The sequence below is a fragment of the Glaciihabitans sp. UYNi722 genome, assembly GCF_040549465.1.
Taxonomy (GTDB): Bacteria; Actinomycetota; Actinomycetes; order Actinomycetales; family Microbacteriaceae; genus Lacisediminihabitans.
In genome coordinates this window covers 90,580-114,501 of sequence record NZ_JBEPTL010000010.1, presented here as the reverse complement: position 1 = coordinate 114,501, position 23,922 = coordinate 90,580, and the positions used below count along the sequence as shown (strand labels likewise).

22 protein-coding genes and 1 tRNA gene are annotated in these 23,922 nt (G+C 63.5%); 17 read left to right on the top strand and 6 right to left on the bottom strand.

Annotation, left to right across the window (positions count from 1 at the left end; genetic code table 11):
• Nucleotides 1-260: 260 nt before the first annotated feature.
• The gene (locus ABIB56_RS09535) at nucleotides 261-1,448 is read right to left on the bottom strand and encodes an alkaline phosphatase family protein (RefSeq protein ID WP_354568967.1); all 1,188 of its coding nucleotides are present in this window, start codon (nucleotides 1,446-1,448) and stop codon (nucleotides 261-263) included.
• Nucleotides 1,449-1,611: 163 nt separating this feature from the next.
• A complete protein-coding gene (locus tag ABIB56_RS09530; protein ID WP_354568966.1) occupies nucleotides 1,612-1,917 on the bottom strand; it encodes a hypothetical protein in 306 nt (101 codons plus the stop codon).
• A 241-nt stretch (nucleotides 1,918-2,158) separates the two neighbouring features.
• Between ABIB56_RS09530 and ABIB56_RS09525 the strand changes: the two genes are divergently transcribed.
• Nucleotides 2,159-4,111: an ArnT family glycosyltransferase gene (locus ABIB56_RS09525; protein WP_354568965.1), complete on the top strand. Its 1,953-nt coding sequence runs from the start codon at nucleotides 2,159-2,161 to the stop codon at nucleotides 4,109-4,111.
• Nucleotides 4,112-4,254: 143 nt separating this feature from the next.
• Here ABIB56_RS09525 and ABIB56_RS09520 read toward each other — a convergent pair.
• Nucleotides 4,255-4,329, bottom strand: a tRNA-Arg gene (locus ABIB56_RS09520).
• A gap of 52 nt (nucleotides 4,330-4,381) precedes the next feature.
• On the opposite strand from ABIB56_RS09520, the gene ABIB56_RS09515 reads away from it, so the two are divergent.
• Nucleotides 4,382-5,041, top strand: a complete 660-nt coding sequence (locus ABIB56_RS09515) for a pyridoxine/pyridoxamine 5'-phosphate oxidase (protein ID WP_354568964.1) — start codon at nucleotides 4,382-4,384, stop codon at nucleotides 5,039-5,041.
• Between the two features lie 27 nt (nucleotides 5,042-5,068).
• Here ABIB56_RS09515 and ABIB56_RS09510 read toward each other — a convergent pair whose 3' ends face one another.
• Complete coding sequence (locus ABIB56_RS09510; protein WP_354568963.1) at nucleotides 5,069-5,674, bottom strand: arginyl-tRNA synthetase; 606 nt, start codon at nucleotides 5,672-5,674, stop codon at nucleotides 5,069-5,071.
• A 94-nt stretch (nucleotides 5,675-5,768) separates the two neighbouring features.
• Between ABIB56_RS09510 and argS the strand changes: the two genes are divergently transcribed.
• The 11 genes from argS to ABIB56_RS09455 all read left to right on the top strand — a co-directional run bounded on the left by argS (nucleotide 5,769) and on the right by ABIB56_RS09455 (nucleotide 18,949).
• Entirely contained in the window at nucleotides 5,769-7,424 is a 1,656-nt protein-coding gene (gene argS, locus ABIB56_RS09505) for an arginine--tRNA ligase (RefSeq protein WP_354568962.1), read from the top strand.
• Nucleotides 7,425-7,426: 2 nt separating this feature from the next.
• On the top strand, nucleotides 7,427-8,227 hold the full coding sequence (locus ABIB56_RS09500) for an LmeA family phospholipid-binding protein (RefSeq protein WP_354568961.1): 801 nt from the start codon (nucleotides 7,427-7,429) through the stop codon (nucleotides 8,225-8,227).
• Nucleotides 8,224-9,693 carry a diaminopimelate decarboxylase gene (lysA, locus tag ABIB56_RS09495; protein ID WP_354568960.1) on the top strand — a complete coding sequence of 490 codons (1,470 nt, stop codon included), beginning with the start codon at nucleotides 8,224-8,226 and terminating at the stop codon, nucleotides 9,691-9,693. The genes ABIB56_RS09500 and lysA overlap by 4 nt, the downstream gene beginning before the upstream one ends.
• Nucleotides 9,690-11,009 (top strand): homoserine dehydrogenase, encoded by a 1,320-nt coding sequence (locus ABIB56_RS09490; RefSeq protein WP_354568959.1) that lies wholly within the window; start codon nucleotides 9,690-9,692, stop codon nucleotides 11,007-11,009. The genes lysA and ABIB56_RS09490 overlap by 4 nt, the downstream gene beginning before the upstream one ends.
• On the top strand, nucleotides 11,009-12,091 hold the full coding sequence (gene thrC / locus ABIB56_RS09485) for a threonine synthase (protein ID WP_354568958.1): 1,083 nt from the start codon (nucleotides 11,009-11,011) through the stop codon (nucleotides 12,089-12,091). Before ABIB56_RS09490 ends, thrC begins: the two co-directional genes overlap by 1 nt.
• Nucleotides 12,088-13,032, top strand: a complete 945-nt coding sequence (thrB, locus tag ABIB56_RS09480) for a homoserine kinase (RefSeq protein ID WP_354568957.1) — start codon at nucleotides 12,088-12,090, stop codon at nucleotides 13,030-13,032. The genes thrC and thrB overlap by 4 nt, the downstream gene beginning before the upstream one ends.
• 174 nt (nucleotides 13,033-13,206) lie before the next feature.
• The gene (gene rho / locus ABIB56_RS09475; RefSeq protein WP_354568956.1) at nucleotides 13,207-15,450 is read left to right on the top strand and encodes a transcription termination factor Rho; all 2,244 of its coding nucleotides are present in this window, start codon (nucleotides 13,207-13,209) and stop codon (nucleotides 15,448-15,450) included.
• Between the two features lie 3 nt (nucleotides 15,451-15,453).
• Nucleotides 15,454-16,533, top strand: a complete 1,080-nt coding sequence (gene prfA, locus ABIB56_RS09470; protein WP_354568955.1) for a peptide chain release factor 1 — start codon at nucleotides 15,454-15,456, stop codon at nucleotides 16,531-16,533.
• Between the two features lie 126 nt (nucleotides 16,534-16,659).
• Nucleotides 16,660-17,529, top strand: coding sequence for a peptide chain release factor N(5)-glutamine methyltransferase (gene prmC, locus ABIB56_RS09465; protein WP_354568987.1), 870 nt, complete (start codon nucleotides 16,660-16,662; stop codon nucleotides 17,527-17,529).
• 104 nt (nucleotides 17,530-17,633) lie between these two features.
• Entirely contained in the window at nucleotides 17,634-17,987 is a 354-nt protein-coding gene (locus ABIB56_RS09460) for a PadR family transcriptional regulator (RefSeq protein ID WP_354568954.1), read from the top strand.
• On the top strand, nucleotides 17,984-18,949 hold the full coding sequence (locus ABIB56_RS09455; RefSeq protein WP_354568953.1) for a hypothetical protein: 966 nt from the start codon (nucleotides 17,984-17,986) through the stop codon (nucleotides 18,947-18,949). The genes ABIB56_RS09460 and ABIB56_RS09455 overlap by 4 nt, the downstream gene beginning before the upstream one ends.
• Before the next feature lie 203 nt (nucleotides 18,950-19,152).
• Here the strand turns inward: ABIB56_RS09455 and ABIB56_RS09450 are convergent, their stop codons facing one another.
• Both ABIB56_RS09450 and ABIB56_RS09445 read right to left on the bottom strand, forming a co-directional pair.
• Complete coding sequence (locus tag ABIB56_RS09450) at nucleotides 19,153-19,761, bottom strand: HAD-IA family hydrolase (protein WP_354568952.1); 609 nt, start codon at nucleotides 19,759-19,761, stop codon at nucleotides 19,153-19,155.
• Entirely contained in the window at nucleotides 19,761-20,390 is a 630-nt protein-coding gene (locus ABIB56_RS09445) for an HAD-IA family hydrolase (RefSeq protein ID WP_354568951.1), read from the bottom strand. Before ABIB56_RS09445 ends, ABIB56_RS09450 begins: the two co-directional genes overlap by 1 nt.
• 111 nt (nucleotides 20,391-20,501) lie before the next feature.
• Here ABIB56_RS09445 and ABIB56_RS09440 point away from each other — a divergent pair, with 111 nt between their 5' ends.
• The 4 genes from ABIB56_RS09440 to atpB all read left to right on the top strand — a co-directional run bounded on the left by ABIB56_RS09440 (nucleotide 20,502) and on the right by atpB (nucleotide 23,862).
• The gene (locus ABIB56_RS09440; protein WP_354568950.1) at nucleotides 20,502-21,188 is read left to right on the top strand and encodes an L-threonylcarbamoyladenylate synthase; all 687 of its coding nucleotides are present in this window, start codon (nucleotides 20,502-20,504) and stop codon (nucleotides 21,186-21,188) included.
• Nucleotides 21,185-22,477 carry an MraY family glycosyltransferase gene (locus ABIB56_RS09435; RefSeq protein WP_354568949.1) on the top strand — a complete coding sequence of 431 codons (1,293 nt, stop codon included), beginning with the start codon at nucleotides 21,185-21,187 and terminating at the stop codon, nucleotides 22,475-22,477. Before ABIB56_RS09440 ends, ABIB56_RS09435 begins: the two co-directional genes overlap by 4 nt.
• Entirely contained in the window at nucleotides 22,474-22,941 is a 468-nt protein-coding gene (locus ABIB56_RS09430; protein WP_354568948.1) for a Cg1360 family ATP-synthase-associated protein, read from the top strand. The genes ABIB56_RS09435 and ABIB56_RS09430 overlap by 4 nt, the downstream gene beginning before the upstream one ends.
• A 117-nt stretch (nucleotides 22,942-23,058) precedes the next feature.
• A complete protein-coding gene (gene atpB / locus ABIB56_RS09425; RefSeq protein WP_354568947.1) occupies nucleotides 23,059-23,862 on the top strand; it encodes a F0F1 ATP synthase subunit A in 804 nt (267 codons plus the stop codon).
• The last annotated feature ends 60 nt before the right edge of the window (nucleotides 23,863-23,922 follow it).

Below are 23,922 nucleotides of genomic sequence, written 5' to 3'. Positions count from 1 at the left end.
TGGAGCAGCCAATTCATGTCGGAGCATCTTTCTGGCCTGTGAAGTGATTAGCGCTGGGACCGTCAATCCTGCAAGATATGCCACGACACAGAAGTGCTCCCCGAATGGCGTGGAGGATTCAAGAAATCGAACCTGACCAGGTGCCCCGATAGGCACATCCCCCTCGAACGCTTTCGCGCTGACTGGATGGTAGCAAACAGAGTTACCGGTCACTCGTATTCACGTCTCGTTGGCGAGTCGAGTTCATGTTGTGGCCGAGTTCAGACTGCCTTCGGCGGCTTCGGTGGAGTCTTTTTGACTATCCCGTCAGTGGGCGCAGGCAGAGAGCTGCCATCCAGGGTCACCAGAGGCGGCATCAGTTCATCGGTTGGACCGGCCCACGGTGCCGGTTGTTTCGGCACCGGAGTCGGTACGGGCGCGGCCGGTTGCACTATTGCGGTGCCGGGTGTGGGCGGTTGCGGTCGCTTCCCGTTCGCGTCGACCAGATGTGCGAGAGTTGGCGCGTCATCGACCCGGGCGACTCCGAATGGCCCGAGGCCGAGAAGGTCGATGATCGTCTTCGGGATTGACGCATGGGAATGCCACTCTGGATCGATGGTCTTGGCCACTTTCCCGCCGAACATCACCAGCGGGATCCGAGATCCGCCGATCGCTTGGAATCCTGCCGGGTGGAGAGCGTCGGGCACGATTTCGCTGCTCGGTGTGGGAACCGAGTCGGCGTATCCGCCCCAGTCATCCCAGGTCAGGATGAAGGTGGTGTCTTCCCAGCCTCCGCCATCGATCACGGCTTGAACTCTCTCCCAGACGAGGTTCTGTCCCTTTGTCGCGTAGCCCGGGGCGCTGATGTGGGGTGGATGTTCGTCATAGCCGGAGGGGCTCCACACGTAACAGACCTGCGGGAGCGTGCCGGCTTTGGCCATGGGGATGAAATCCTTCGGCGGGAAGACGTTCGCTGATCCGGGCGAGGTCGTCAGGCTGGTGTAGAACTTCGTCGGATACCCGGAGCTATCCGGGAACGCCGCCCACGACACGTTCCCGGTCTCAGCGACGGTGAAAATGCTCGGTAGATCCCAAACCGGATGTGGGCCGAAGAATGGTGGGTTCTTCAGGGTCGGCATCTGCCCGCCGATGGCCAGCATGTGGCCGGGCGTCGAGTTGGAGCCAGAGCCGAAATGGTGATCGGAGAACACGAATTGTTTCGCTAACCAGCTGTAGAACGGAATGACCGTGTCCGTGTCAACCTGAACGTCGAGCGCCGGATAGTCACCCATCCGGTAGTGCACCCAGCTGGAGCGGTCGTGGGGTTGGTCGAAGTTCGGTGGCGCCTGAAGCAGCTTCCCATTGTGGGCGACCTGGGCGCCCCACGCCTTCATCGCGGCGAAGTAAAAATCGGTGGTCTTGTTCTCTTGGATGAAGACAATCACCCGGTGCCCGGTTAGTGCAGGCATTGCGCACCTCCTCGTGGCGGTGCCAGAGTTTCCGGAACCCCCAACCAACCCTTCCACTGCGGCGGTCTTTTCACCACAAACAGTTGATGAACAGCAACCATGGCAGGCAACCTGGACAGAATGGTCTGATTCGTCGCGGAGTGCGCCTGCAGCGTGAGCGTGATTATCGGAGCGAGTTCGGAACTGCCGACGATTTCTTCCACTCCACCAACAACTCCTGGCCGTGGGGCAGAGCGCGAAGATCTCTCTCCAAATTGTCCATCAGGGATGGCAACGCCTCTTCGCTGTCCGCGACAAGATCGACGCGGATCCGCCCGGAACCTTCCGTGACTAGAACCTTTCCCACCTTCGGAACGTGAACGACCATCTTGTCGACGACTATCAGGTGGTGCTCGTGATGGCGGCGCAGGTCTTGTGCCAGCAGCGATAGCGACGTCACCGAGGCGGCGGGACGAAGGGTTGCGGTCATTGCGATCATTGACACAGCGTGCGGGGCGAATGAAGACGAATGGTGAATTTCACCTGAGGATCCGCCGCCAAACGGGCTTATATTCATCCCGAATTCAGGATGCCCTTCTCGCCTGGATCATGCACCGCGAGCATGTGGGCGGGCACCGGCAACCTGATCACAACCAATTCTTGTTAGGTTCTCAGATTCGGTCTAGTGATTCATGGATCTTTCTGAGGTTTCGCCCGGGATGCTTGAGCCGATGACATTCACCGGTCCAATCTCCGCTGCCCCTCTCGCGGTTTTACGCGGCCAGCGGCGCAGTACCCTCGTTGCTCTGGGGGCGATTCTGGCGGTCGCGGCGTTGCTCTACACCTGGAACCTCGGCTACAGCGGACTATCCACCTATTACGCTGCTGCGGCTCGCAGCATGTCGCGCAACTGGCACGCCTTCGCGTTTGGAGCTCTCGACCCTGGCGCACACGTGACGCTTGACAAGCTTTCGGGCTTCCTTGTGCCGCAAGCAGTCTCGGTCTACCTGTTCGGATTCCATGCCTGGGCGCTGTCGCTGCCCCAGGCCATTGAGGGTGTCGCTACCGTATATTGCGCCTATGTCGTGGGTACACGGTGGCGAGGAGCGGGGTTCGGGCTCGCTGCTGCCACGCTCATGACGGTGACACCGATGCTGGCCGCGATGTTCGGCCGGCCAATGGAAGACGGCATGCTCACCATGACCATGGTGCTCGCCTTCGTGTGCCTGCAACGCGCAATGCTCACCAACCGAATCGGATGGTTGGTGGGTGCTGGCGCGTGGGTGGCGGTTGGATTTCAGGCCAAAATGCTGCAGGCGTGGCTCATCCTGCCTGCGCTCGCTGTGGGCTACCTCATCGCATCTCGGGAACCATTGAGACGTCGGGTGGGCAAGCTCGTAGCGGTCGGCGCGGTGACAGTAGTGCTGTCGCTGGGTTGGATTACAGCCATTCAGGCGGTTCCCGCAACGGATCGGCCCTATATCGATGGCAGCACGAACAACAACGTCTACTCGATGGTGTTCGGGTACAACGGTGTCGACCGAATCTTGCCGGGGATTGTCCCTGGGGCCGTGCCCCAACTCGGTCACGCGGCAACCGGACCTGCACAGAAGGTTAACCACACTGCAACGAGCGACGCAGGTCACAGCATTGCGAAACTTGTATTGCCGCAGTTCACGACCCAAATCGGGTGGCTGTACCCGACGGCGATCGCCGGCGCCGCGCTAGGGCTGATAGCCGCAATTCGACATCGAAAAAACAGCGATCGAGTCGAACTGGCGACCATAATCACGCTTACGGTGTGGATAGCGGTAACGGGCGCGGTGCTGTCGGTGGCGTTTGTGCCGCACGCGACGTACTTCGCCGTGATCGCCCTCCCGCTCGCGTTACTGGCCTGTCTGGGAGGTATGGAGACAGTGCGTCTCTACTTGTCTCATCGCGGGCGGTCGTGGATTCCGCTGGTCGCCACCCTCGCCGCACAGACGGCGTGGACGGGGACCATCATTCTGAGCGCCCCTCCGGTGCTGCGCTGGATCGCGATCCCAGTCGCACTGTTCGGGGGAGGCGCCGCGATCGCCTTTTTCCTCTTCCGTTCACGTTCACCATCCCGCCGCACCCTTCTAACTCTGAGTGGGGCTGCGGCTTGTGCAGTGCTGATTGCGCCCGTCCTCTGGTCGGCTTGTGTGATTGCCCCCGGCGGGGGCGGAAGCGCAAGCGACGCGTTCGCCGGACCGCGCGTCACTGCCGCTCATGCTCCTGCCGTCCATGCGAAGATCGGATCGCTACGTCCCCCATGGGCAGCACCCACGACTCCTGGGTTGAGTGCCGATCAAAGCAATCTTCTCGCCTACCTGCAATCGCGCACGAGCGGACAGAACGTGCTTTTCGCGACCGACACCATGGCAATCGCCGTCAGTTTCACCCTTTACAGCCACTACGAAGTTCTCCCGATGGGAGGTTTTTCTCGTCAATCGCCGAACCTTTCCCCTCAACAGCTTCGCGCCGACATCGCCGACGGGTCAATCCGATTCGTTCTCCTTTCCGATTCGACCCAGGGTGCCCCACCCAATGCCATACTTTCAGCGACCCGGAGGTGGGTCACAGGGACTTGCTCTGCAAAGCTCACCGGTCATTACCGCGAAGGAAGCCAGACCACGCAAACGCTGTGGGAGTGCCGTGCTTGACTAATGATCAATAGCAGGGTCAGCGTCGGCGGGCCGGTACCAGTGCATCTGGATGTCGATCGCGTTGACGGCCGGATCGAAAGCTCCGAGAATCGTGTGTCCGAACTTCATGGCAGAAGTCCGGAGTTGAGAGGCACGTGACATGGTGCCCCCAGGCAGATTCGAACTGCCGCCCCTGCCTCCGGAGGGCAGTGCTCTATCCCCTGAGCTATGGGGGCCAGGAGTGCGTGTCTACGTTACCAGCCGGGGCGGCATCCGTAGGCTGCAGGTATGAGTAACAATTCCTGGCGCGATCGGCTTCGCGCGCTACCCGTGTTCGGCCATGATCTTCCGGGATTCGCGACGGATGCGGCCCCGGCCGATCCCATTGACCTTGTCACCGAGTGGCTGAGCTTCGCGATCGACGATGGCGTGTCTCAACCGCACGCCATGACTATCGCCACCGCGGACGCGGATGCCGCGGTATCCGCTCGCACGTTGATTCTCAAAGACCTCACGCCCGAGGGACTCTGGTTCTCGACGATGGCCAACAGCCAGAAGGGCCATGACCTTACCGCCAACCCGAACGCCGCGCTGCTCTTCTACTGGCGCGAGCATGGGCGACAGGTGCGGGTGAGTGGTGAGGTCAGCCCAGGCGACCGCACGATAGCCGAAGCGGACTTCCTCCAGCGCAGCACCGAGGCCCGGGCCGTCGCAATCGCCGGCCTGCAGAGTGGCGTGCTGGCTGGGCTGGAGCAGTTCGATTCCGCCGTTGCGGATGCCCGCGCCATTCTCGACTTCAAGCCCGACTACGTACCGGATGCCTGGACCGCTTATCTGGTGAAACCGATGACCATGGAGTTCTGGCAGGCGACGCGTGACCGTGACCAGATTCGCCTGCGCTACACGCGCACCGATGGCGGTTGGGCCCGCGAGCTGCTCTGGCCGTAGTCTGCCGACCGGCCGCTGGGGTCGTTTCTATTTGAGCGCGCCGATCGCGGGGGTGAGCAGCGCGCCGGCGTCGGTCGCCGCCGCGAAGTAGACGGAACTCGCCACGAGCCAGTACTCGCCGGTGAAGACATCCACTCGACCCGTGTCGCCGCTCATCGAGAAGTAGGAGGCATCGCCGTAGCCCGAGGCCGCCGTGCCCTTCGCCGCCGTGGACTTGATATCGCCGAGCTTGCTCACGCCGGGGCGGGCCACAGAGATGGTGATCGTGTCGCCGCTGGTCTGGTTGGTCCAGTTGCAGGCGACGCCGCCGTCGGCGACCGCCGTGGCGGCTGCGCTGCCGGACTTGGGGGAGAACGTGCTGTCGAGTCCGAAGTTGGCGTTGAAGTCGTACATCGCCTGGCGAGAGACCAGGGCATCGCAGCCGATCGTGACGGGCTTACCGCCGGCGGGCACCGTCGGGCTGATCGACGGCGTGGGAGACGACGGCGTCGAACCGGCCGAGGGGGAGCTCGAGGCGCTCGGCGACGGTTTGGCGCTGTGTTCACCCTTCGGAGTCTGGACGCAACCGGCAAGGGCGATTGCGGCCACCGCTGTGACAGCGATCACGAGTGGTGTACTGCGGAAAAGTTTCATGTGACGTGCCCCTCGACGTGTGGCTTCCATCTTCGCTGACGGCACGCAGCGTCGCCCGCGGGGCGCGCCCGGCTGCCGGATAGAATCGATGCTCGTGACTCCCGCCGAACTCTCCGCCCAGCTGCTCGCCATCGTCAACGGTGCGCTCGATCGTCGTGGTGCGAACCTCGTGACGATCGACGACGTCTCGCTCGACCGTCCGAAGAACCGCGACCACGGCGACTGGGCATCCAACATCGCCATGAAGCTCGCCAAGCCGCTCGGCACTAGCCCCCGCGACCTTGCCACCGAGTTCGCCGAAGCGATCAGGGGCGTCGACGGTGTCGCAGGGGTGGATGTCGCGGGCCCCGGTTTCATCAATATCAGCCTCGACGCTGCGGCTGCCGGCGCCCTCGCCAAATCGATCGTTGAGCAGGGCGCTGCTTTCGGACGCGGCGATCTGTACGAGGGTGTAACGATCAACCTCGAGTTCGTTTCCGCGAACCCCACCGGACCGATCCATCTCGGGGGCGTGCGTTGGGCTGCCGTCGGCGATAGCCTCGCCCGCATCTTCCAGGCCGAGGGGGGAATTGTCACCCGCGAGTACTACTTCAACGACCACGGGAGCCAGATTGACCGCTTCGCCCGCAGCCTGCTCGCGAGCTACCTCGGTGAGCCGACGCCGGAGGACGGCTATGGCGGGCAGTATATTTCCGACATCGTGGACCGCGTAGTGGAGCGCTACGACGGCGATCTCACCGGTCGTGCCCGTGATGAGCAGCAGGAAGTCTTCCGCTCGATCGGTGTCGACCTGATGTTCTCCGACATCAAGGCGAGCCTGCACGGTTTCGGTGTCGACTTCGATGTGTACTTTCACGAAAACGACCTGCACGAGACCGGTGCGGTGGAGCGTGCGGTTGCCCGCTTGCGCGAGCTCGGCCACATTTTCGAGGCGGATGGTGCCACCTGGCTGCGCACCACCGATTTCGGCGACGACAAGGATCGCGTCGTTGTCAAAAGTGATGGTGAGGGCGCCTATATCTCCGGCGATCTCGCGTACTACCTCAATAAGCGAGAGCGCGGTTTCGAACGCAACTTCATCATGCTCGGCGCCGATCATCATGGCTACGTTAAGCGGCTCATGGCTATGACCGCGGCTTTTGGCGACGTTCCTCATGTCAACCTCGAGATCCTCATCGGTCAACTCGTCAATCTGCTGCGCGATGGCAAGCCGTTCCGCATGAGCAAGCGCGCCGGCACCACGGTTGTTCTTGAGGATCTTGTTGAGTTGGTTGGAGCGGATGCCGCCCGCTACGCGCTCGTGCGCAGTTCGAGCGACTCGCAGCTCGACATCGATCTCGATCTGCTCAGTCGTCGCACCAACGACAACCCCGTCTTCTACGTGCAGTATGCCCACGCTCGCACGCGTTCGGTGGCGCGTAATGCGGGTGAGTCCGGCGTCGACCGCAGCGCCTTCGACGCGTCGCTTCTCACGCATGAGACCGAGAGCTCGTTGCTCGGCAGCCTCGCGGAGTTTCCACGCATCGTGCGCCAGGCTGCGGAACTCCGCGAGCCGCACCGTGTCGCCCGCTATGCGGAGGAACTCGCCGGCGCCTATCACCGCTGGTATGACAACTGCCGCGTGACGCCGCTCGGTGATGAGCCGGTGACCGACCTTCATCGCACACGGCTCTGGTTGAACGATGCGACCGGTACTGTGCTGCGTAACGCTCTCGGCCTGCTTGGGGTCAGTGCACCGGAACGGATGTAGTGATGACCAACGCCCTGCCGCAGTTCGAATTCGTGGATGTACCCAAGCGCAAGAGTCGCTGGGTGGGACCGGTGATCGTGCTCGTCATCATCGTCAGCCTGCTCACCGCAGCGTTCTTCGTTGTCGACAATTTTGCGCGCGGCTACGCGGCTAATCTGATCGAGACCAAGGTGCGCAGCTCGCTCGCGCTGCCCAAGTCGACGCCGGTTCACGTCACGATCGGCGGAACATCGGTGCTGTTGCAGCTCGCCGGCGGAAAATTCGACCAGGTCGATATCGCGATCGACGCGCTGAGCGTCGGTGACCTGAGCGGGGATGCCGTACTCACGGCACGTGGCATCCCCGTTGACCAGAGCAAACCGATTGATAACGCCCACCTGGTGTTCACGGCCAACCAGGAACAGCTACAGAAACTCCTGGTCGGCATCAAAGACGTCCCCGTCTCCACGGTCGCTGTCAAGTCCGGATCCGTGCAGCTCGGTACCACGATCACCGCACTCGGACTTTCGGTGCCGGTCGGAATCGCCCTCACACCGGCTGCGGTCGATGGGCAGCTGGCGCTCACCCCCACCAGCTTCGACGTGGGTGGAAAGACGCTGACCACAGCGGAGGTCGCCTCGACACTCGGCCCCGTAGGCGGTGCACTCGTGACTACTCGACAGATCTGTGTCGCCTCACTTCTCCCCAAGGATTTCGTACTCGACTCCATCGCGGTGAAGGGCGAGAGTCTCTCGCTCGGCGTCACCGCCAGATCGATCGTGCTGAACAGCCAGCTCCTCTCTACCAAAGGTGTCTGCCCGTGACGGTCAATCCACTTGCCCCGCCGTGGCTCGTCCATCCGCGGGATGCGAACGAACTCGCCACTTCCGTCTGGTCCCGGAACGTCGCCCGTACCGCGTCCGGCGAGATCGCGGTAGCCGGCGTCACAGCATCGGCGCTGGCTGCCGAGTTCGGCACCCCGCTCTACGTCGTGGACGAGGCCGATGTGCGCGCCCGCGCCCTCGCAGCCCGCGAGTCCTTCGACAGTGAGTTCGCCCGCGTCGGTTCGTCGGCGAAGGTCTACTACGCGGGCAAGGCGTTCCTCTCCACCGAGGTCGCGCGCTGGGTGACCGAGGCCGGTCTCTACATCGACGTCTGCAGCGGGGGGGAGCTCGCCGTGGCGCTCGCCGCGGGGGTCGACCCAGCCCGCCTGGGCTTCCATGGCAACAATAAGTCCCTCGCCGAGATCGACCGTGCAGTTTCGACCGGTGTCGGAGTGATCGTGATCGACAGCGTTATCGAGATCGACAGGGTCGCGGATGCCGCGGCTCGCCACCATCGTCAACAGCCGGTGCGCCTCCGCCTCAACAGCGGTGTGCACGCTCATACGCACGAGTATCTCGCCACCGCCCGCGAGGACCAGAAGTTCGGTATCACGCTCGGTGACGCGCCAGCAGCGGTGGCAGCCATCCGTTCGCACGACTCCCTCGACTTTCTCGGCCTGCACTCGCACATCGGTTCGCAGATCTTCGAGTCGGACGGTTTCGTCGAATCGGCGAAGAGACTGCTCGCACTGCAGGCTGAGTTGCTGGTCGACGGACCGATTCCCGAGCTGAACCTCGGCGGTGGGTTCGGCATCGCCTATACCAGTGTCGACGACGCCATGCCCATCGAGGTGGTGGCGGCACGGTTCGCCGACATCGTCGCCTCCGAGTGCGCGCGCCTCGGCATCCCGGTTCCGATCGTCGCCGTGGAGCCGGGCCGTGCCATCGTCGGGCCATCTACTTTCTCTCTCTATGAGGTCGGCACCATCAAGGATGTGGAGGTCACGCTCCCTTCTTTCCCTGCGCCCGGTTCTTCGTTCCCTGAGCCTGTCGACGGGGGCGAGGTCGCGACCCGCAAATACGTGAGCATCGACGGCGGCATGAGCGATAATGTGCGCCCGGCCCTCTACGGCGCCGACTACTCGGTGCGCATCGCCAATCGGAATTCGGATGCGGATCCGGCCCTCGTGCGAATCGCCGGCAAGCACTGCGAGAGCGGCGACATCGTCGTGCACGCCGACTACCTGCCCGGCGACGTGACGCCGGGCGATCTGCTCGCTGTTCCGGCGACCGGTGCCTACTGCTGGTCGCTCGCGAGCAACTACAACTACCTCGGACGCCCCGCGGTGGTCGCCGTGCGCGACGGTCATGCACGTGTGATCGTGCGCGGCGAAACCGAGGCCGACCTGCTTTCACGCGACGCAGGAATTTCGACTGGCTCAATGAACGATAGGGATGCACCATGATCGAGTACCGCAACCTCCGAGTCGCTCTCCTGGGCGCCGGATCGGTGGGCGCTCAGGTCGCCTCGCTCCTGCTCGCACATCGCGACGAATTGGCCAACCGCGCCGGTGCGGGCCTCGAACTCGTCGGGGTCGCCGTGCGCGACCTCGATGCACCCCGCACCGCCGACATCCCGCGTGAGCTGCTGACGACGGATGCCGAGACCCTCATCCTCGGCGCGGACATCGTCATCGAGCTCATGGGCGGTCTCGAGCCGGCGCGCACCCTGATCCTGCAGGCGCTCAACTCCGGCGCGGACGTCATCACCGGCAACAAGGCGCTACTGGCGACCCACGGCCCAGAACTTTTCGAAGCGGCAGAGCAGGTGGGCGCACAGCTCTACTATGAGGCTGCCGTCGCGGGTGCGATTCCGATCATCCGTCCGCTCCGGGACAGCCTGGCCGGCGATCGCATCAAACGAATCCTCGGCATTGTGAATGGCACAACCAATTTCATCCTCGATCGCATGGACACCGCGGGGGAAAGCCTCGAGGCAGCCCTCGCCACGGCCACCGATCTCGGGTATGCGGAGAAGTCGGATCCGTCGGCCGACATCGAGGGGTATGACGCCGCGCAGAAGACGGCCATCCTCGCGAGTCTCGCTTTCCACACCACCGTTCCGCTCGACGCCGTGCACCGCGAAGGAATCACCGGCGTCACGATCGAACAGGTCGATGCGGCACGCAAGGCCGGTTATGTGGTCAAGCTCCTCGCAATCTGCGAACGCCTCACGGATGCCGAGGGCGTCGAGGGCGTGTCGGCCAGGGTCTACCCGGCCCTCGTGCCACGCAGCCATCCTCTCGCCGCCGTGCACGGAGCCAAGAACGCCGTCTTCATCGAGGCCGAAGCGGCCGGGGATCTGATGTTCTACGGTGCGGGCGCCGGTGGAATCGAGACCGCCTCCGCCGTGCTCGGCGACCTCGTCTCCGCTGCTCGCCGTCATGTCATCGGTGGTCCGGGCGTCGCAGAGTCGACCCACGCCAACCTGCCGATCCTGCCGATGTCGCGCGTCATTACCCGCTACCAGATCACCCTCAGCGTCGTCGACCAGCCCGGGGTGCTCGCGGCGATCGCCACGCTGTTCAGCGAGCATGACGTTTCCGTGGAAACCGTTACGCAGTCGGTCCAGGTGCGGCCTGGCGACACCGCGTCCAGCGCTACCCTTGTGATTGGCACCCACGAGGCATCCGAAGCCGATCTCGCCGCAACCGTCACCGCACTGGGGACGAGTGACGTCGTCAGAAGTGTCACATCCGTCCTGAGAGTAGAAGGTTCATAATGGCTCACCAGTGGCGCGGGGTCCTCCGCGAGTACGCAGACCGACTGGACATCTCAGATGCCACCCCCATCATCACTCTCGGCGAGGGTGGCACGCCACTGATCCCGGCCCCCGCGCTCTCCGCGCGCACGGGTGCGACTGTCTGGGTCAAGTTCGAGGGGATGAACCCCACCGGCTCCTTCAAGGATCGCGGAATGACCATGGCCGTCTCCAAGGCTGTCGAGCATGGGGCGAAAGCAGTCATCTGCGCGTCGACCGGCAATACCTCGGCGTCCGCCGCGGCCTACGCCTCGCACGCGGGCATCACAGCCGCCGTGCTGGTGCCGGAGGGCAAGATCGCGATGGGCAAGCTCGCGCAGGCGATCGCTCACAACGCGGAGCTCCTCCAGGTGCAGGGCAACTTCGACGACTGTCTCGACATCGCTCGCGACCTCGCGGCGAATTACCCCGTGCACCTGGTGAACTCGGTCAACAACGACCGCATCGAGGGCCAGAAGACGGCGGCATTCGAGGTCGTCGAGGTGCTGGAAGATGCTCCGGACTTCCACATCGTCCCTGTCGGCAACGCGGGAAACTACACCGCCTACTTCCGTGGTTATAGCGAGGAACTCGAGCGTGGAGCCACCACCAGGCTCCCGCGCATGTTCGGGTTCCAGGCTGCAGGCAGCGCGCCGATCGTGCTCGGCCACGTCGTGAAAGACCCCGACACGATCGCCAGCGCTATCCGCATCGGCAACCCGGCGTCGTGGCAGCCCGCCCTCGCAGCGCGCGAGACCAGTGACGGCTACTTCGGTGCCATTTCGGACGACTTGATCCTCGAAGCCCACCGCATCCTGTCCGCCGAGGTGGGCATCTTCGTCGAGCCAGCCTCGGCGATCAGCGTCGCCGGCCTGCTCGAGCGTTCAGCGGCGGGGGAGATCCCGAAGGGCGCGACCGTCGTTCTGACCGTCACCGGCCACGGCCTCAAAGACCCGCAGTGGGCACTTCGCAATTCCAACGGGTCCGACGTTCAGCCCACCATCGTGGCAAACAACACGGATGAGGTTGCCGGCGTGCTCGGCCTGTCCAAAGTCGTCGGATGACCCGAGGCGTGCCAGCAGCGCGCACTGTCACGGTCCGCGTACCTGCAACCACAGCCAACCTCGGGCCGGGTTTCGACACGCTCGGCCTCGCGCTGTCGCTCTACGACGAACTGACTGTCGCAACGCGCACCGAGCCCGGCGCGAGCGTCGAGGTCATCGGCGTCGGTTCGGGGGAGGTGCCAATCGATTCGTCCAACCTGGTGGTCACGGCGATTGCGTACACTTTCGCTGCCTACTCGCAGCCACTGCCAGGACTCGACCTGATCGCGCACAACAACATCCCGCACGGGCGAGGCCTCGGGTCATCCGGCGCCGCGATCGTCTCGGGCATCATGGCGGCGAAAGGCCTGCTCGAGGGCGTTGTCGAGATCGACTCCAGTGCACTGCTGGCTCTCGCGACCGCGCTGGAGGGGCATCCCGACAACGTGGCACCTGCCCTCTTCGGCGGCCTCACGATCGCCTGGACCACGGATGCCGGCCCACAACACAAAAAACTCATGGTGCACCGCGGTGTCTCGCCCCTGATCGCCGTGCCGGAGAGCACCATGTCCACGGTGCTGGCTCGCAGCCTGCGGCCGTTGTCGGTGCCTCACGAAGATGCGACCTTTAATGTCTCGCGTTCCGCCCTGCTGATCGCCGCCCTCATCCAGAGTCCGGAACTGCTGCTCGCCGCCACCGAAGACAGGTTGCACCAGAGTTATCGTGCCGCAGCCATGCCCGACACCGAATCGCTGATCCTCGAATTGCGCGCGCAAGGCTTTCCCGCAGTCGTCTCCGGTGCCGGACCCTCCATCCTCGTACTCTGCAGTGACCCGGCCCAGCGTCTCGCGGCGGCCGAGCTGGTCTCGGCGCACGGTGGCGCGCCGTGGCAGTCGCTCCTGCTGGCCGTGGACTTCAAAGGTGCTACAGTTACAGTGCACCCGGTAGAAAACTCGGCATAGTCGAGCGCCCGGTTTGCACAATCACTAGCAATCTCTTCACCGCTTTTTGACTCTGTGCGGATGCCTAGAACGGCATACAACCAGCTCGGTGGAAAGTGTGAACGACAAACTCTCCCGCACAACCACTTCGCACCTGTCAGGTGCGGTACGTGCGAGGGGAAAGGAACCCTCTTAGTGACTGACCTCACTGTCCAGGCCTCTCGGCCGGACTCTAACAATCTCTCCAAGCTTCGCCTTCCCGAACTCCAGGCTCTCGCAGCCGAGCTCGGCTTGAGTGGCGCTTCCAAACTTCGTAAAGGAGAACTCGTGGACGCAATCTCCGAGATCCAGAACAACGCTTCCGCCGCCGAAGCGCCTGCGCAGGAGACCTCCGCGCCGGACGCCGCTGTGACGGAGGTTCCGGTGCAGGATGCCGCCACCCCGCCGGTAGTTGCCAAGAAACGCGCACCGCGACGTGCGAGCACCTCCATCGTCGACGCGGGTGCGAGTGCCGCGCCAGTCATCGACGCACCGGAGCGCCAGCCTAAAAAGAGGGCAGAGAAGGCGCCAAAGTCGGTAGTCGAGCACGTCAACGGCGCCGAGAGCGGCGTCGACCTCATCCCGGGTCAGGAGGCCGAGCGTGCCGCTCAGGCGGACGCCCAGCTGTCAGAGGGGCTCGACCGGATTCCCGGCCAGGAGGCAGAGCAGGAGGCGCAGGCCGATGGCGGCAGTGCCCAGCCGCGCCGCAACTCGCGCAACCGCAATCGCAATGACAGCGGTACGGACCTCATTCCCGGGCAGGAGGCCGAGCGTGCCGCCCAGGCCGACTCTGAACTGTCAGAAGGGCTCGACCGAATTCCGGGTCAGGAAGCAGAGCAGGAGGCGCAGGCCGATGGCGACAACGCCCAGCCCAGCCGCAACTCGCGCAACCGCAATCGCAACCGCAACGGCGACCGCCAGCAGAACGACAAGGGCGGCGAGAAGAACACCGACGCCAACCAGCAGGGTGGCAACCAGAACAATGCCGACCAGCAGGGCGAGTCGGGTCGAAACAACCGCAACGCGAACGGTCGCAACCAGAACAACAACGGCAACGATCGCAACCAGAACAATGGTCAGAATGGCAACGGCCAGAACGGCAACCGCCAGGCCCAGCAAGACAGGAACGGCCAGGACAGGAACGGCCTCGACGACGAGAACGATCGCGGCGGACGTAACCGTTACCGCGACCGCAAGCGTCGCGGCCCGGGCGGCAATGACGACTTTGAGCCAGAGATCACCGACGATGATGTGCTCATCCCGGTCGCCGGCATCCTCGACGTGCTCGACAACTACGCCTTCGTCCGTACCAGCGGCTACCTGCCCGGCAACAACGACGTCTACGTCTCGCTCGGTCAGGTCAAGAAGTACAACCTGCGCAAGGGCGACGCCGTGGTCGGCGCCATCCGCCAGCCGCGGGAGAACGACAACAACGGTCGCCAGAAGTACAACGCGATCGTCAAAATCGACTCCATCAACGGGCTGCCGATCGAGCAGGCAGCGGACCGCGTGGAGTTCGGCAAGCTGACGCCGCTCTACCCCTCGGAGCGCCTTCGACTCGAGACCGAGCCGCAGAAGCTCACCACCCGCATCATCGACCTCGTGTCGCCGATCGGCAAAGGCCAGCGCGGCCTAATCGTCTCCCCGCCGAAAGCTGGCAAGACACTCGTGCTGCAGGCCATCGCCAACGCCATCGCGAAGAACAACCCAGAGGTTCACCTCATGGTCGTTCTCGTCGACGAGCGTCCGGAAGAGGTTACCGACATGCAGCGCACGGTGAAGGGTGAGGTCATCGCCTCCACCTTCGACCGCCCGGCAGAAGACCACACCACGGTCGCCGAACTCGCCATCGAACGCGCCAAGCGACTCGTCGAACTCGGCCACGATGTCGTCGTGCTGCTCGACTCGATCACCCGCCTCGGCCGTGCCTACAACCTGGCGGCCCCGGCCTCCGGTCGCATCCTCTCTGGCGGTGTCGACTCGTCGGCCCTCTACCCGCCGAAGCGTTTCTTTGGAGCAGCGCGCAACATCGAAGACGGTGGCTCACTCACCATCCTCGCCACCGCGCTGGTCGAAACCGGATCCAAGATGGACGAGGTCATCTTCGAAGAGTTCAAGGGCACCGGCAACATGGAGCTCCGCCTATCGCGCCAGCTGGCTGACAAGCGCATCTTCCCTGCGGTGGATGTCAACGCATCCGGAACCCGTCGTGAAGAGATGCTCATGGGCGTTGACGAGACCAAGGTCAACTGGAAGCTCCGCCGCGCACTCGCCGGGCTCGAGACCCAGCAGGCACTCGAATTGGTGCTGACGCAGCTCAAGGACACCCAGTCGAACGTCGAGTTTCTCATGAAGATCCAGAAGTCGCTTCCAGGCGCATCAGGCGCAAAAGAGGATTAGTTCATGTTCGAGTCAGTAAAGACATTGCTGGCCGAGCATGAAGGTCTTCAGGAACAGCTCGCTGATCCTGAACTCCACTCCAACCCGGCCAGATCCAAGAAGGTCAATCGCCGGTACGCGGAACTCAGCCGAATCGTCGATGCATACAACCGATGGATGAAGCTCACCGACGACGTCGAAGCGGCGACCGAGATGGCGGCGGAAGACGAGTCCTTCGCCGAGGAACTGCCGAACATCACGGCTGAACTCGACGTGATGGAGGAGCGCCTTCGCCGGTTGCTCATCCCGCGCGACGAGAACGACGGCCGCGACGTGATCATGGAGATCAAGATGGGGGAGGGCGGCGCAGAATCCGCACTCTTCGCCGGGGATCTGTTGCGCATGTACCTGCACTACGCGGAATCCAAGAAGTGGAAGACCGAGATCATCGAGCAGACCTCGAGCGACCTCGGCGGCATCAAGGATGTCCAGCTCGCCATCAAAGGGAACTCGACCGACCCCGCCGACGGCGTCTGGGCACACCTCAAGTACGAGGGTGGCGTGCATCGCGTGCAGCGGGTGCCGGCGACCGAGTCGCAGGGGCGTATCCACACCTCCGCGGCCGGCGTGCTCGTCTTCCCAGAGGTCGATGAGCCGGAAGAGGTCGAGATCAGCCCCAACGATCTCAAGATCGACGTCTACCGTTCGAGCGGCCCCGGCGGCCAGTCGGTCAACACCACCGACTCCGCCGTACGCATCACCCACCTTCCCACCGGAATCGTGGTGGCGATGCAGAACGAGAAATCGCAGCTGCAGAACCGCGAAGCCGGCATGCGCGTGCTCCGTGCGCGGGTGCTCGCGCGGCAGCAGGAAGAGATCGACGAAGCCGCATCTGCCGTGCGCAAAAGCCAGATCCGCACCATGGATCGGTCGGAGCGCATCCGCACCTACAACTTCCCGGAGAACCGTATTGCCGACCACCGCACGGGCTACAAGGCCTACAACCTCGACGCGGTGATGAACGGAGCGCTCGATCCGGTCATCCAGAGCGACATCGAGGCAGACGAAGAAGCGCGGCTCGAGGCTCTGGGGGCCGAGGTTTGATGTCGTGGGGACGCCGGCGATGGTTCTGCCAGCGCCGCCCATAGAGGCCCACCACACCCGCGCTGGCAGAACCATCGGCGGCTCTGTTCGTGAAACGTTCGCCGTCCATAGTCAGTCGAAGTGAAGATGAATCTCGAGAAACGCACTATCGCGAGCGTGCTTGCACTGGCTGGTGAAGTGCTTGCGCGAGCGGGGGTGCCATCGGCTGACGTGGATGCCGAGCTGCTGGTCGGGCATGTGCTCGGGTTGAGCAGGGGCGCGGTGCAGGCGAAAGTGATCACCGACGCGGAGCTGTCGGAGGCCGAATCCACCGCCATCGAGACGCTGGTCGCGCGTCGGGCGGCACGCGAGCCGCTGCAGCACATCACCGGGCGTGCGCCGTTCCGATCGATGGAACTCGCCGTCGGTCCTGGTGTGTTCGTTCCGCGTCCAGAGACCGAGCAGGTCGCACAGTTCGCGATCGATGCGCTGCGTGCTGCGGCGACGCCCGAACCGATCGGCATCGATCTCGGCACGGGCACTGGCGCGATCGCGCTCGCAATGGCCGCCGAGGTTCCGCACGCCAGGGTCTACGGTGTGGAGAACTCGCCTGAGGCCTTCCTCTGGACCACGCAGAACTTCCGTGAGAGCGGCGTCGACAACGCACGGGCGGTGTTCATGGACCTGGCCGATGCGCTGCCGGAACTCGACGGCACAGTCGCCGTGGTGATCTCCAACCCGCCATACATTCCCGACGCGGCCATTCCGCGCGACCCTGAGGTGCGGCTCTTCGATCCGGAGCATGCGCTCTACGGAGGCGAGGACGGCCTGGATGTCGTGCGGCAGGTTTCGCAGACAGCCATGCGCCTGCTGCATCCGGGCGGCACTCTCGTGCTCGAGCACGGGGAGTCGCAGGGTGCCGCGATCGCCGCACTGCTCATCGAGGACGGCTGGAGAGCGGTTGCAACTCACCCAGATCTTCTCGGGCGCGACCGCGCTACGACAGCACTCCGCTAGTCCACTGAAACTCCGCCGGCCTCACTCGGTGGATGACACCGGAGGTTCGCACGACACGCATCATATGATCCGCTATATATCGATCGATTGAGTATTGTCGAAACATGGCAGACAGCGAAATGCGCGAACCGACGTTCTGGATACTGACCGCGCTGGCGAACGGCAGGAAACATGGCTACGCACTCATCGGCGAAGCAGCCGAGCTCTCGAGCGGACGGGTGCAGCTGAAAGTGGGCACCCTCTACGCGGCACTCGACCGACTCGGCCACAGCGGACTCGTCGAGTCGGCGGGGGAGGAGGTGGTCGACGGTCGGCTGCGTCGTTATTACACACTCACAGCGTCGGGTACTGAAGCGTTGAGGGAGCAGGTAACCCGCATGGAGAGCAACGCCCGCGAGGCCCGGATACGACTGAAGCTCCATCCGCTGTCCCCGCGAGTTTCGGAGATGCCAGCATGAACCGCTCCCTCGCCGAACGCTATCGCCGAGCCCTCCGCTGGTATCCGCGATCGTGGCGGAACACGAACGAGGATGAGGTGGTCGGCACTCTTCTCGACGTCGCCGACGGAGAGAGTCGTACCGCGCCAGAGCGTGGCGAACTCGTGAATCTCGCGGTCAACGGGATTGCTGCGCGGATCGGCGCTTTCATTCCCTCCGGAGTGCGCGATCGGGTCGCGGCGGTAGCGCTCGCTGCCGGCACTGCGTACTCGATGGTCTATCTGTTCTTCGACGCCTGGGCTCCATTCGCGACACAGTTCTACGTCGCGCCGTCGCAACGATCGGTCCCGCTCATCACGTCGGCGATGATCATCTGCGCACTCTGGATTCTCGGAATGGTCTTTGCACTTGTCGGGGTATATCGCGGCGCGCGGATCGCGATCGGTGCAACCATCCTGGCAGTCGGCGTACTCACGATAGTGAGCCATTCAGGCGCCACCGAGCTGTACTTCTTCGGGCCAACCGTGAGGGTGTTTGTACTCCTCGCCGGCCTGGGGGTTCTCGGCCTGGCAGGAGCGTCTCGAAGCCGAAAATTGCTGACTATCGCCTTTGTGGGCGCGTTGGCTTTCTTTCTGGCTGTCTATGTCAAGGCGGGCGTCTCCCTGGTCTATTTCCCCAGTGGAAGATCCCTCTGGGAGGAGAATGCTCTCGGCCGACTGGATCTCTCCTGGCTGCTTGTCGTCACGCTCATGGTCGCGATCGGCTTCGCCATTGCGGGGCGTGGCTCCATCGCCGCCGTTATTGCGTTGTCTACTCTGCCGTGGGTGGGCATGTGGTTGGAACTCTGGCTGGCCTACAGCCGGTGGACCATCATCGGCCTGCTCGTGCTCGTTGCACTCGCTGCGGGAGTTGTCGTTCTTCTCACCGTTGCACTGCGCCGGTCAGGATTCGAGATCAGCATCAAGCGCAGCGCGAGAAAGTAGCCTGCTCCATCGACTGGGCAGTTGTGGCGACTTTGCCGTTAGCAAAGCCGCAACAACCGACAAGTGGATGACTAAGCTACGCCGAGGTCGGCGGTGTCAAGGGGCGAAAATGGCGGCCTGAGATTCCCACTGGCTCATCGCCCTGGGGCGAAGAGCCACTTCTGTCCCACGACGACACCCGTCCGTCTACGATCGGCGTGACGCTAGCGGGATGCCGCGAAATCCTCGATCGCCGAGAGCATCGACGCCGAGTCCGAGAAATGATGGGCCGTGATGCCGATGCTGCGCGCCCCTTCGATGTTCACGGCCATGTCATCCGCGAAAAACGCATCCTTCGGCTCGACGCCGTAGCGGGCGAGCACGGCTTCGAAGACCTCCGGCTCTGGCTTGCGCGCGCCATAGTCAGAGGATGTGAAGAGGTGATCGCCGAACACCGGGCTGAGCTCGGGGGCGAGAGTGCGCAGGTGACGCGCGGTGAGCGGACCGTTGTTGGTCAGCAGTGTCACCTGCCCCAGCTGCGACGCACGTTCCACCGCCGCGATCGAATCGCGCCACGGCGTCATCGCCGATCCGCGCACGGTGACCCAGTCGTTCTCCTCCACCCGCACGCCGATGGCGACGTTGAAGGCTTCGAGGTAGTCGTCGGCCATGGCGAAAGCTCCCGCCTCCGCGGCCCGTTCGCCTCCGTCATGCCACCAACGTTCGCGCAACTGCTCGAGTGACAGGCCGGTGAGCCTGGTCATCCCGGCCATCCGCATCCGCCAGTCGTAGCGGTACAGCACCTCGTCCATGTCGAAGATGAAGAGCAGCATCAGTTGTTCCTGTGGGCGAAGCGCTCGATCGCCTCGTGTAGCGCATCGGTCTGCGGCACACCGTCAAGGTAGACCAGTTGGTGACCGGTGATGCCGAGGGATGCCGCCCCCGCGATGTTCTCCGCAGAGTCGTCGGCGAAAAAGGCGTCTTCCGCTCTCACGCCGAGATGGTCGAGTGCCAGCCGATAGATCTTCGGGTCGGGCTTTCGTACCCCGAGCTGGCAGCTTACGAGTCGATTCTCTCCGACGATCTTGGTGACGTCCGATGCCAGCACGGGGAGCGATTCGGCGAACGGGGAGGGATTGTTCGAGAGCACGGCGGTGGTGCCGAAGGTCGAGGCGAGGGCCAGGGCGTCCAGGCTGGCGGGTATCCGGGTGCTGGCGAGAGCACGGGCCTCCTGCCAGTTCTCCAGCGTGAGGTGGGCGCCGGTCACCCGCTCGAACTCGGCGAGGTATTCCTCGGAAGTGTTCCATTCGCCCGCCTCGGCGCGCTTCTCGAAACCGCCAGCCCACCAGGTTTTCGCCAAGTGGTACTGGCTCGAGCCGGTGACCAGGCTGAGCGCCGGGAGCCGCATCCTGAAGTTGTAGGCATAGAGCGTCTTGTCGAAATCAAAGAAGTACAGGTCCACCGGTCCGCTTTCGTCTCTTGATTATTCCAAGACTCCCTGAACAGCGATAATTCCGGCCACGCGCCGCTCCCACAGAACAACCACAGTCGCCGAAGTAGGATGGCTTCCGATATGGCGACGATCTACGACTGCTCGGACCCCGCCGAGCTTCTCACCGGCACGCGACTCGCCAGAGTCGCGATCGGCCGTGGCGAGCTCGTCGTGCTGCCTACCGATACCGTTTACGGCCTCGCCGCTGACGCTTTCAGCCCTGAGGCGGTGCAGCGTCTCCTCGACGCCAAAGGCCGCACCCGGCAGTCGCCGCCGCCCGTGCTCATCCCGGGGATCCCCACACTCGACGCACTTGCCGAAGAGGTTCCGCCAGAGGTGCGGGCGCTCGTCGCAGCCTTCTGGCCTGGCGGCCTCACGGTGATTCTCCCCGCCCAGGAGTCGCTGAAATGGGATCTCGGCGAGACCAACGGAACCGTGGCGCTGCGGATGCCGAATAACCACGTAGCGCTCGAACTGCTGTCGGAGACTGGACCGTTGGCCGTGTCATCCGCCAATCTGACCGGCGATCCGGCGGCCATGACCGTCGCGGACGCCGAACGGATGCTGGGCGCCAACGTGGAGATCTACCTCGATGGTGGTCCCGTCGGCGGCGACTATGAGGTCGAAGTGCCGAGCACCGGATCCACCATCATCGATGCCACCGGCCTGCTCCTGCCGGACGGAAAACTGCGCATCGTGCGTCACGGAGTGATCTCCGAGGAGGCGATCAACGCGGTCATCGCGGGCATGGAGGAGTCCTCCCCGTGAGATTCATCTTCTATGTCGCCGCCGGCGGTCTGGCCGCTGCGGTGACATTCCTGCTGGCGAAACTCACCGCCAGGCTCGGGATGAAGTATCGCCTGTATCCGCAGATCCGCGAGCGCGACGTGCACAAGAGGCCGACACCGCGTCTGGGGGGCGTCGCGATGTTCCTCGGCATCCTCGTCGCCTTCGGCGTTGCCTCTCAGCTGCCGCAGTTTCATCTCATCTTCGCCAAACCCGGGCCGATCTTCGCCATTCTCGGATCGGCGCTGATCATCGTGCTCATCGGTGTCGCCGACGACATCTGGGATCTCGACTGGGTCACCAAACTGGCCGGCCAGATCATCGCCGCAGGGTTCCTCGCCTGGCAGGGCGTGCAGCTCACCTCGTTGCCGATCATCGGTGGCATCGTGGTGCTGTCGTCCTACTCCGGGCTGATCGTCACGATCCTGGCGATCGTGCTCGTGATGAACGCCATCAACTTCATCGACGGTCTCGACGGACTCGTAGCCGGCGTGGCGATCATCGCCAATGGCGTGTTCTTCATCTACAGCTACATCCTGGCGAACCGCATCGCCGAGACCGAGTACTTCAATCTGGCCTCCCTCATCACGGCCGTTCTCATCGGTGCCTGCGTCGGCTTCCTTCCGCTCAACTGGCATCCGGCCAAACTTTTCATGGGGGATGCCGGCGCACTCCTCGTCGGCCTCCTCATGGCGACCTCCGCGATCTCGGTCACCGGCCAGGTCGACATCGCCTCGCTACAGTTTCCCAAGCAGCTCGCACCGGCCTTCATCCCGATCCTGCTGCCTTTCGCGATCCTGATTGTGCCGCTGCTCGATTTCGCGCTCGCCGTGTTCCGTCGGCTGCGCGCAGGCAAGTCTCCGTTTACCGCCGACCGCAAGCACCTGCATCACCGCCTGCTTGACATGGGGCACTCCGATGTTCGGGCTGTGCTGATCTTCTACTCCTGGACCGCCGTCGTCTCCGTGGGGTGTCTGGTCTTCCTCTTCGTGCCAGCGGTATGGGCGCTCACCTTCGTGGCCATCGGCTTCGTGGTGTGCATCTGGTTCACCCTCGCTCCGCTCACCAAGCGCAAGTCTGTGGAGGCCGCCGTGCAACTGGCGAGCCCGGATGAGGCCGACCACGCAGAAGCCACCAGGTTCGATCCGCTCGACGCTGCATCCAACTCCATCGAGCACGAGATCGTGATCGAGCAACAACAGCTCGAACTGGATGCCGCCGAGACCGCGGCCCTCGCCGCACTCACCAAGAAAGAAGGCCCCACCCCATGAGCGCAGTGCCGATCTTCAAGCGGATCCTTCTCTATGGCGGGATACTGGCAATCGTTCTCGGCGTGGTCGGCTCTGTCGTCGGCGCCCTGGTCGCCGGCAGCATCGGGGTGCTGAGTGCCCTCGTCGGCACCGTCATGGCGGTGGTTTTTCTCGGGATCACCACCCTGAGCGTTGTGATCGCAACCAGGGTGGCGAAGGGTGATCTGCTGAGTATCGCGTTCTTCGGCATCATCATGGGCGCGTGGCTGGTCAAGTTCGTGGTCTTCCTCATTCTGATCATCGTGCTCAGGGATCAGCCATGGGTGCAGACGACAGTGCTGTTTATCACCCTCATCGTCGCGGTCGTCGGAACGCTTGTGGTGGATGTCGTGGTCATCGCACGTTCGCGACTCCCGTACGTGAGTGACCTGCGCTCGACGGGCACTGCGGCGACCACTCCCGACGGTGCGGATCGATCCGAATAGCGATTCGGTTGCCCCTGATTCTGTTGATAGACTCGGTAAGAACGTTCCCCCTTTTTCATCGCCGCGTGAAGCCACGCCCCGATTCTGGAGACAGCGCTGTTATCTAACGCTCTCAAAATGCTCCTCCCCTTCGCGACTGATGGCGGTAGCGGGGCTGGAGGCTTTGTCGGGCCCAACATCGGCGAATTTTTCCCGCCGGTGGTGCTGTTCGCCGACACACCGTTCGAGTTAAATCGCCTGATGTTGATCAGGGTCATCACTACCCTCGTCATCGTCCTGGTGTTCTGGCTTGGCACACGCAACCTCAAGATCGTCCCGGGCCGTGGTCAGAGCATCATCGAGTGGGGGCTGGACTTCGTGCGGGTCGGAATTGCCGAAGACCTGCTCGGCAAGAAGGATGGTCGGCGGTTCCTCCCGATCCTCACCACGTTTTTCTTCATGATCCTGGCGATGAATCTGACCGGGGCTGTGCCCGGATTCAACCTCGCTGGAACCTCCGTGATCGGGGTTCCGCTGCTTCTCGCGGCGATCGCCTACGTGACCTGGATCTACGCGGGCCTTCGTAAGCATCCCGGCAAGTTCCTGCGCAACGCGCTGTTCCCGCCCGGTGTTCCGTGGTATTTCTACATCATCGTGACTCCGATCGAGATCCTCTCGACCTTCATCGTGCGGCCGGTCACGCACGTCCTTCGACTACTCATGAATATGATTGTCGGGCACATCCTGCTAGTGCTGTTCTTTCTAGCCACCTCATTCTTCTTCATCGAGGCCCCCGGCTTTTTCAAGCTCTTCGGTGTAGGTACGCTCGCCCTCGGGTTTGCGTTCACGCTCTTCGAACTCCTCGTCGCGGTGCTCCAGGCATACATTTTCACCATCCTGACCGCTGTCTACATCCAGCTCGCGCTGGCAGACGAGCACTAACTGAATCAGCACTACGCGAGTCGGGCAACCGCCCGGTTCACCATCACGGAAGGAATCACA

Coding starts and splice junctions, on each gene's coding strand:
- ABIB56_RS09450 (WP_354568952.1), bottom strand. CDS start 19,761: ATGCTGCTCTTCATCTTCGACATGGACGAGGTGCTGTACCGCTACGAC.
- ABIB56_RS09490 (WP_354568959.1), top strand. CDS start 9,690: ATGATCGAGTACCGCAACCTCCGAGTCGCTCTCCTGGGCGCCGGATCG.
- ABIB56_RS09530 (WP_354568966.1), bottom strand. CDS start 1,917: ATGACCGCAACCCTTCGTCCCGCCGCCTCGGTGACGTCGCTATCGCTG.
- prmC (WP_354568987.1), top strand. CDS start 16,660: ATGAATCTCGAGAAACGCACTATCGCGAGCGTGCTTGCACTGGCTGGT.
- ABIB56_RS09430 (WP_354568948.1), top strand. CDS start 22,474: ATGAGCGCAGTGCCGATCTTCAAGCGGATCCTTCTCTATGGCGGGATA.
- ABIB56_RS09455 (WP_354568953.1), top strand. CDS start 17,984: ATGAACCGCTCCCTCGCCGAACGCTATCGCCGAGCCCTCCGCTGGTAT.
- thrC (WP_354568958.1), top strand. CDS start 11,009: ATGGCTCACCAGTGGCGCGGGGTCCTCCGCGAGTACGCAGACCGACTG.
- ABIB56_RS09515 (WP_354568964.1), top strand. CDS start 4,382: ATGAGTAACAATTCCTGGCGCGATCGGCTTCGCGCGCTACCCGTGTTC.
- ABIB56_RS09535 (WP_354568967.1), bottom strand. CDS start 1,448: ATGCCTGCACTAACCGGGCACCGGGTGATTGTCTTCATCCAAGAGAAC.
- atpB (WP_354568947.1), top strand. CDS start 23,059: ATGCTCCTCCCCTTCGCGACTGATGGCGGTAGCGGGGCTGGAGGCTTT.
- ABIB56_RS09460 (WP_354568954.1), top strand. CDS start 17,634: ATGGCAGACAGCGAAATGCGCGAACCGACGTTCTGGATACTGACCGCG.
- ABIB56_RS09440 (WP_354568950.1), top strand. CDS start 20,502: ATGGCGACGATCTACGACTGCTCGGACCCCGCCGAGCTTCTCACCGGC.
- ABIB56_RS09500 (WP_354568961.1), top strand. CDS start 7,427: ATGACCAACGCCCTGCCGCAGTTCGAATTCGTGGATGTACCCAAGCGC.
- ABIB56_RS09525 (WP_354568965.1), top strand. CDS start 2,159: ATGACATTCACCGGTCCAATCTCCGCTGCCCCTCTCGCGGTTTTACGC.
- prfA (WP_354568955.1), top strand. CDS start 15,454: ATGTTCGAGTCAGTAAAGACATTGCTGGCCGAGCATGAAGGTCTTCAG.
- ABIB56_RS09510 (WP_354568963.1), bottom strand. CDS start 5,674: ATGAAACTTTTCCGCAGTACACCACTCGTGATCGCTGTCACAGCGGTG.
- thrB (WP_354568957.1), top strand. CDS start 12,088: ATGACCCGAGGCGTGCCAGCAGCGCGCACTGTCACGGTCCGCGTACCT.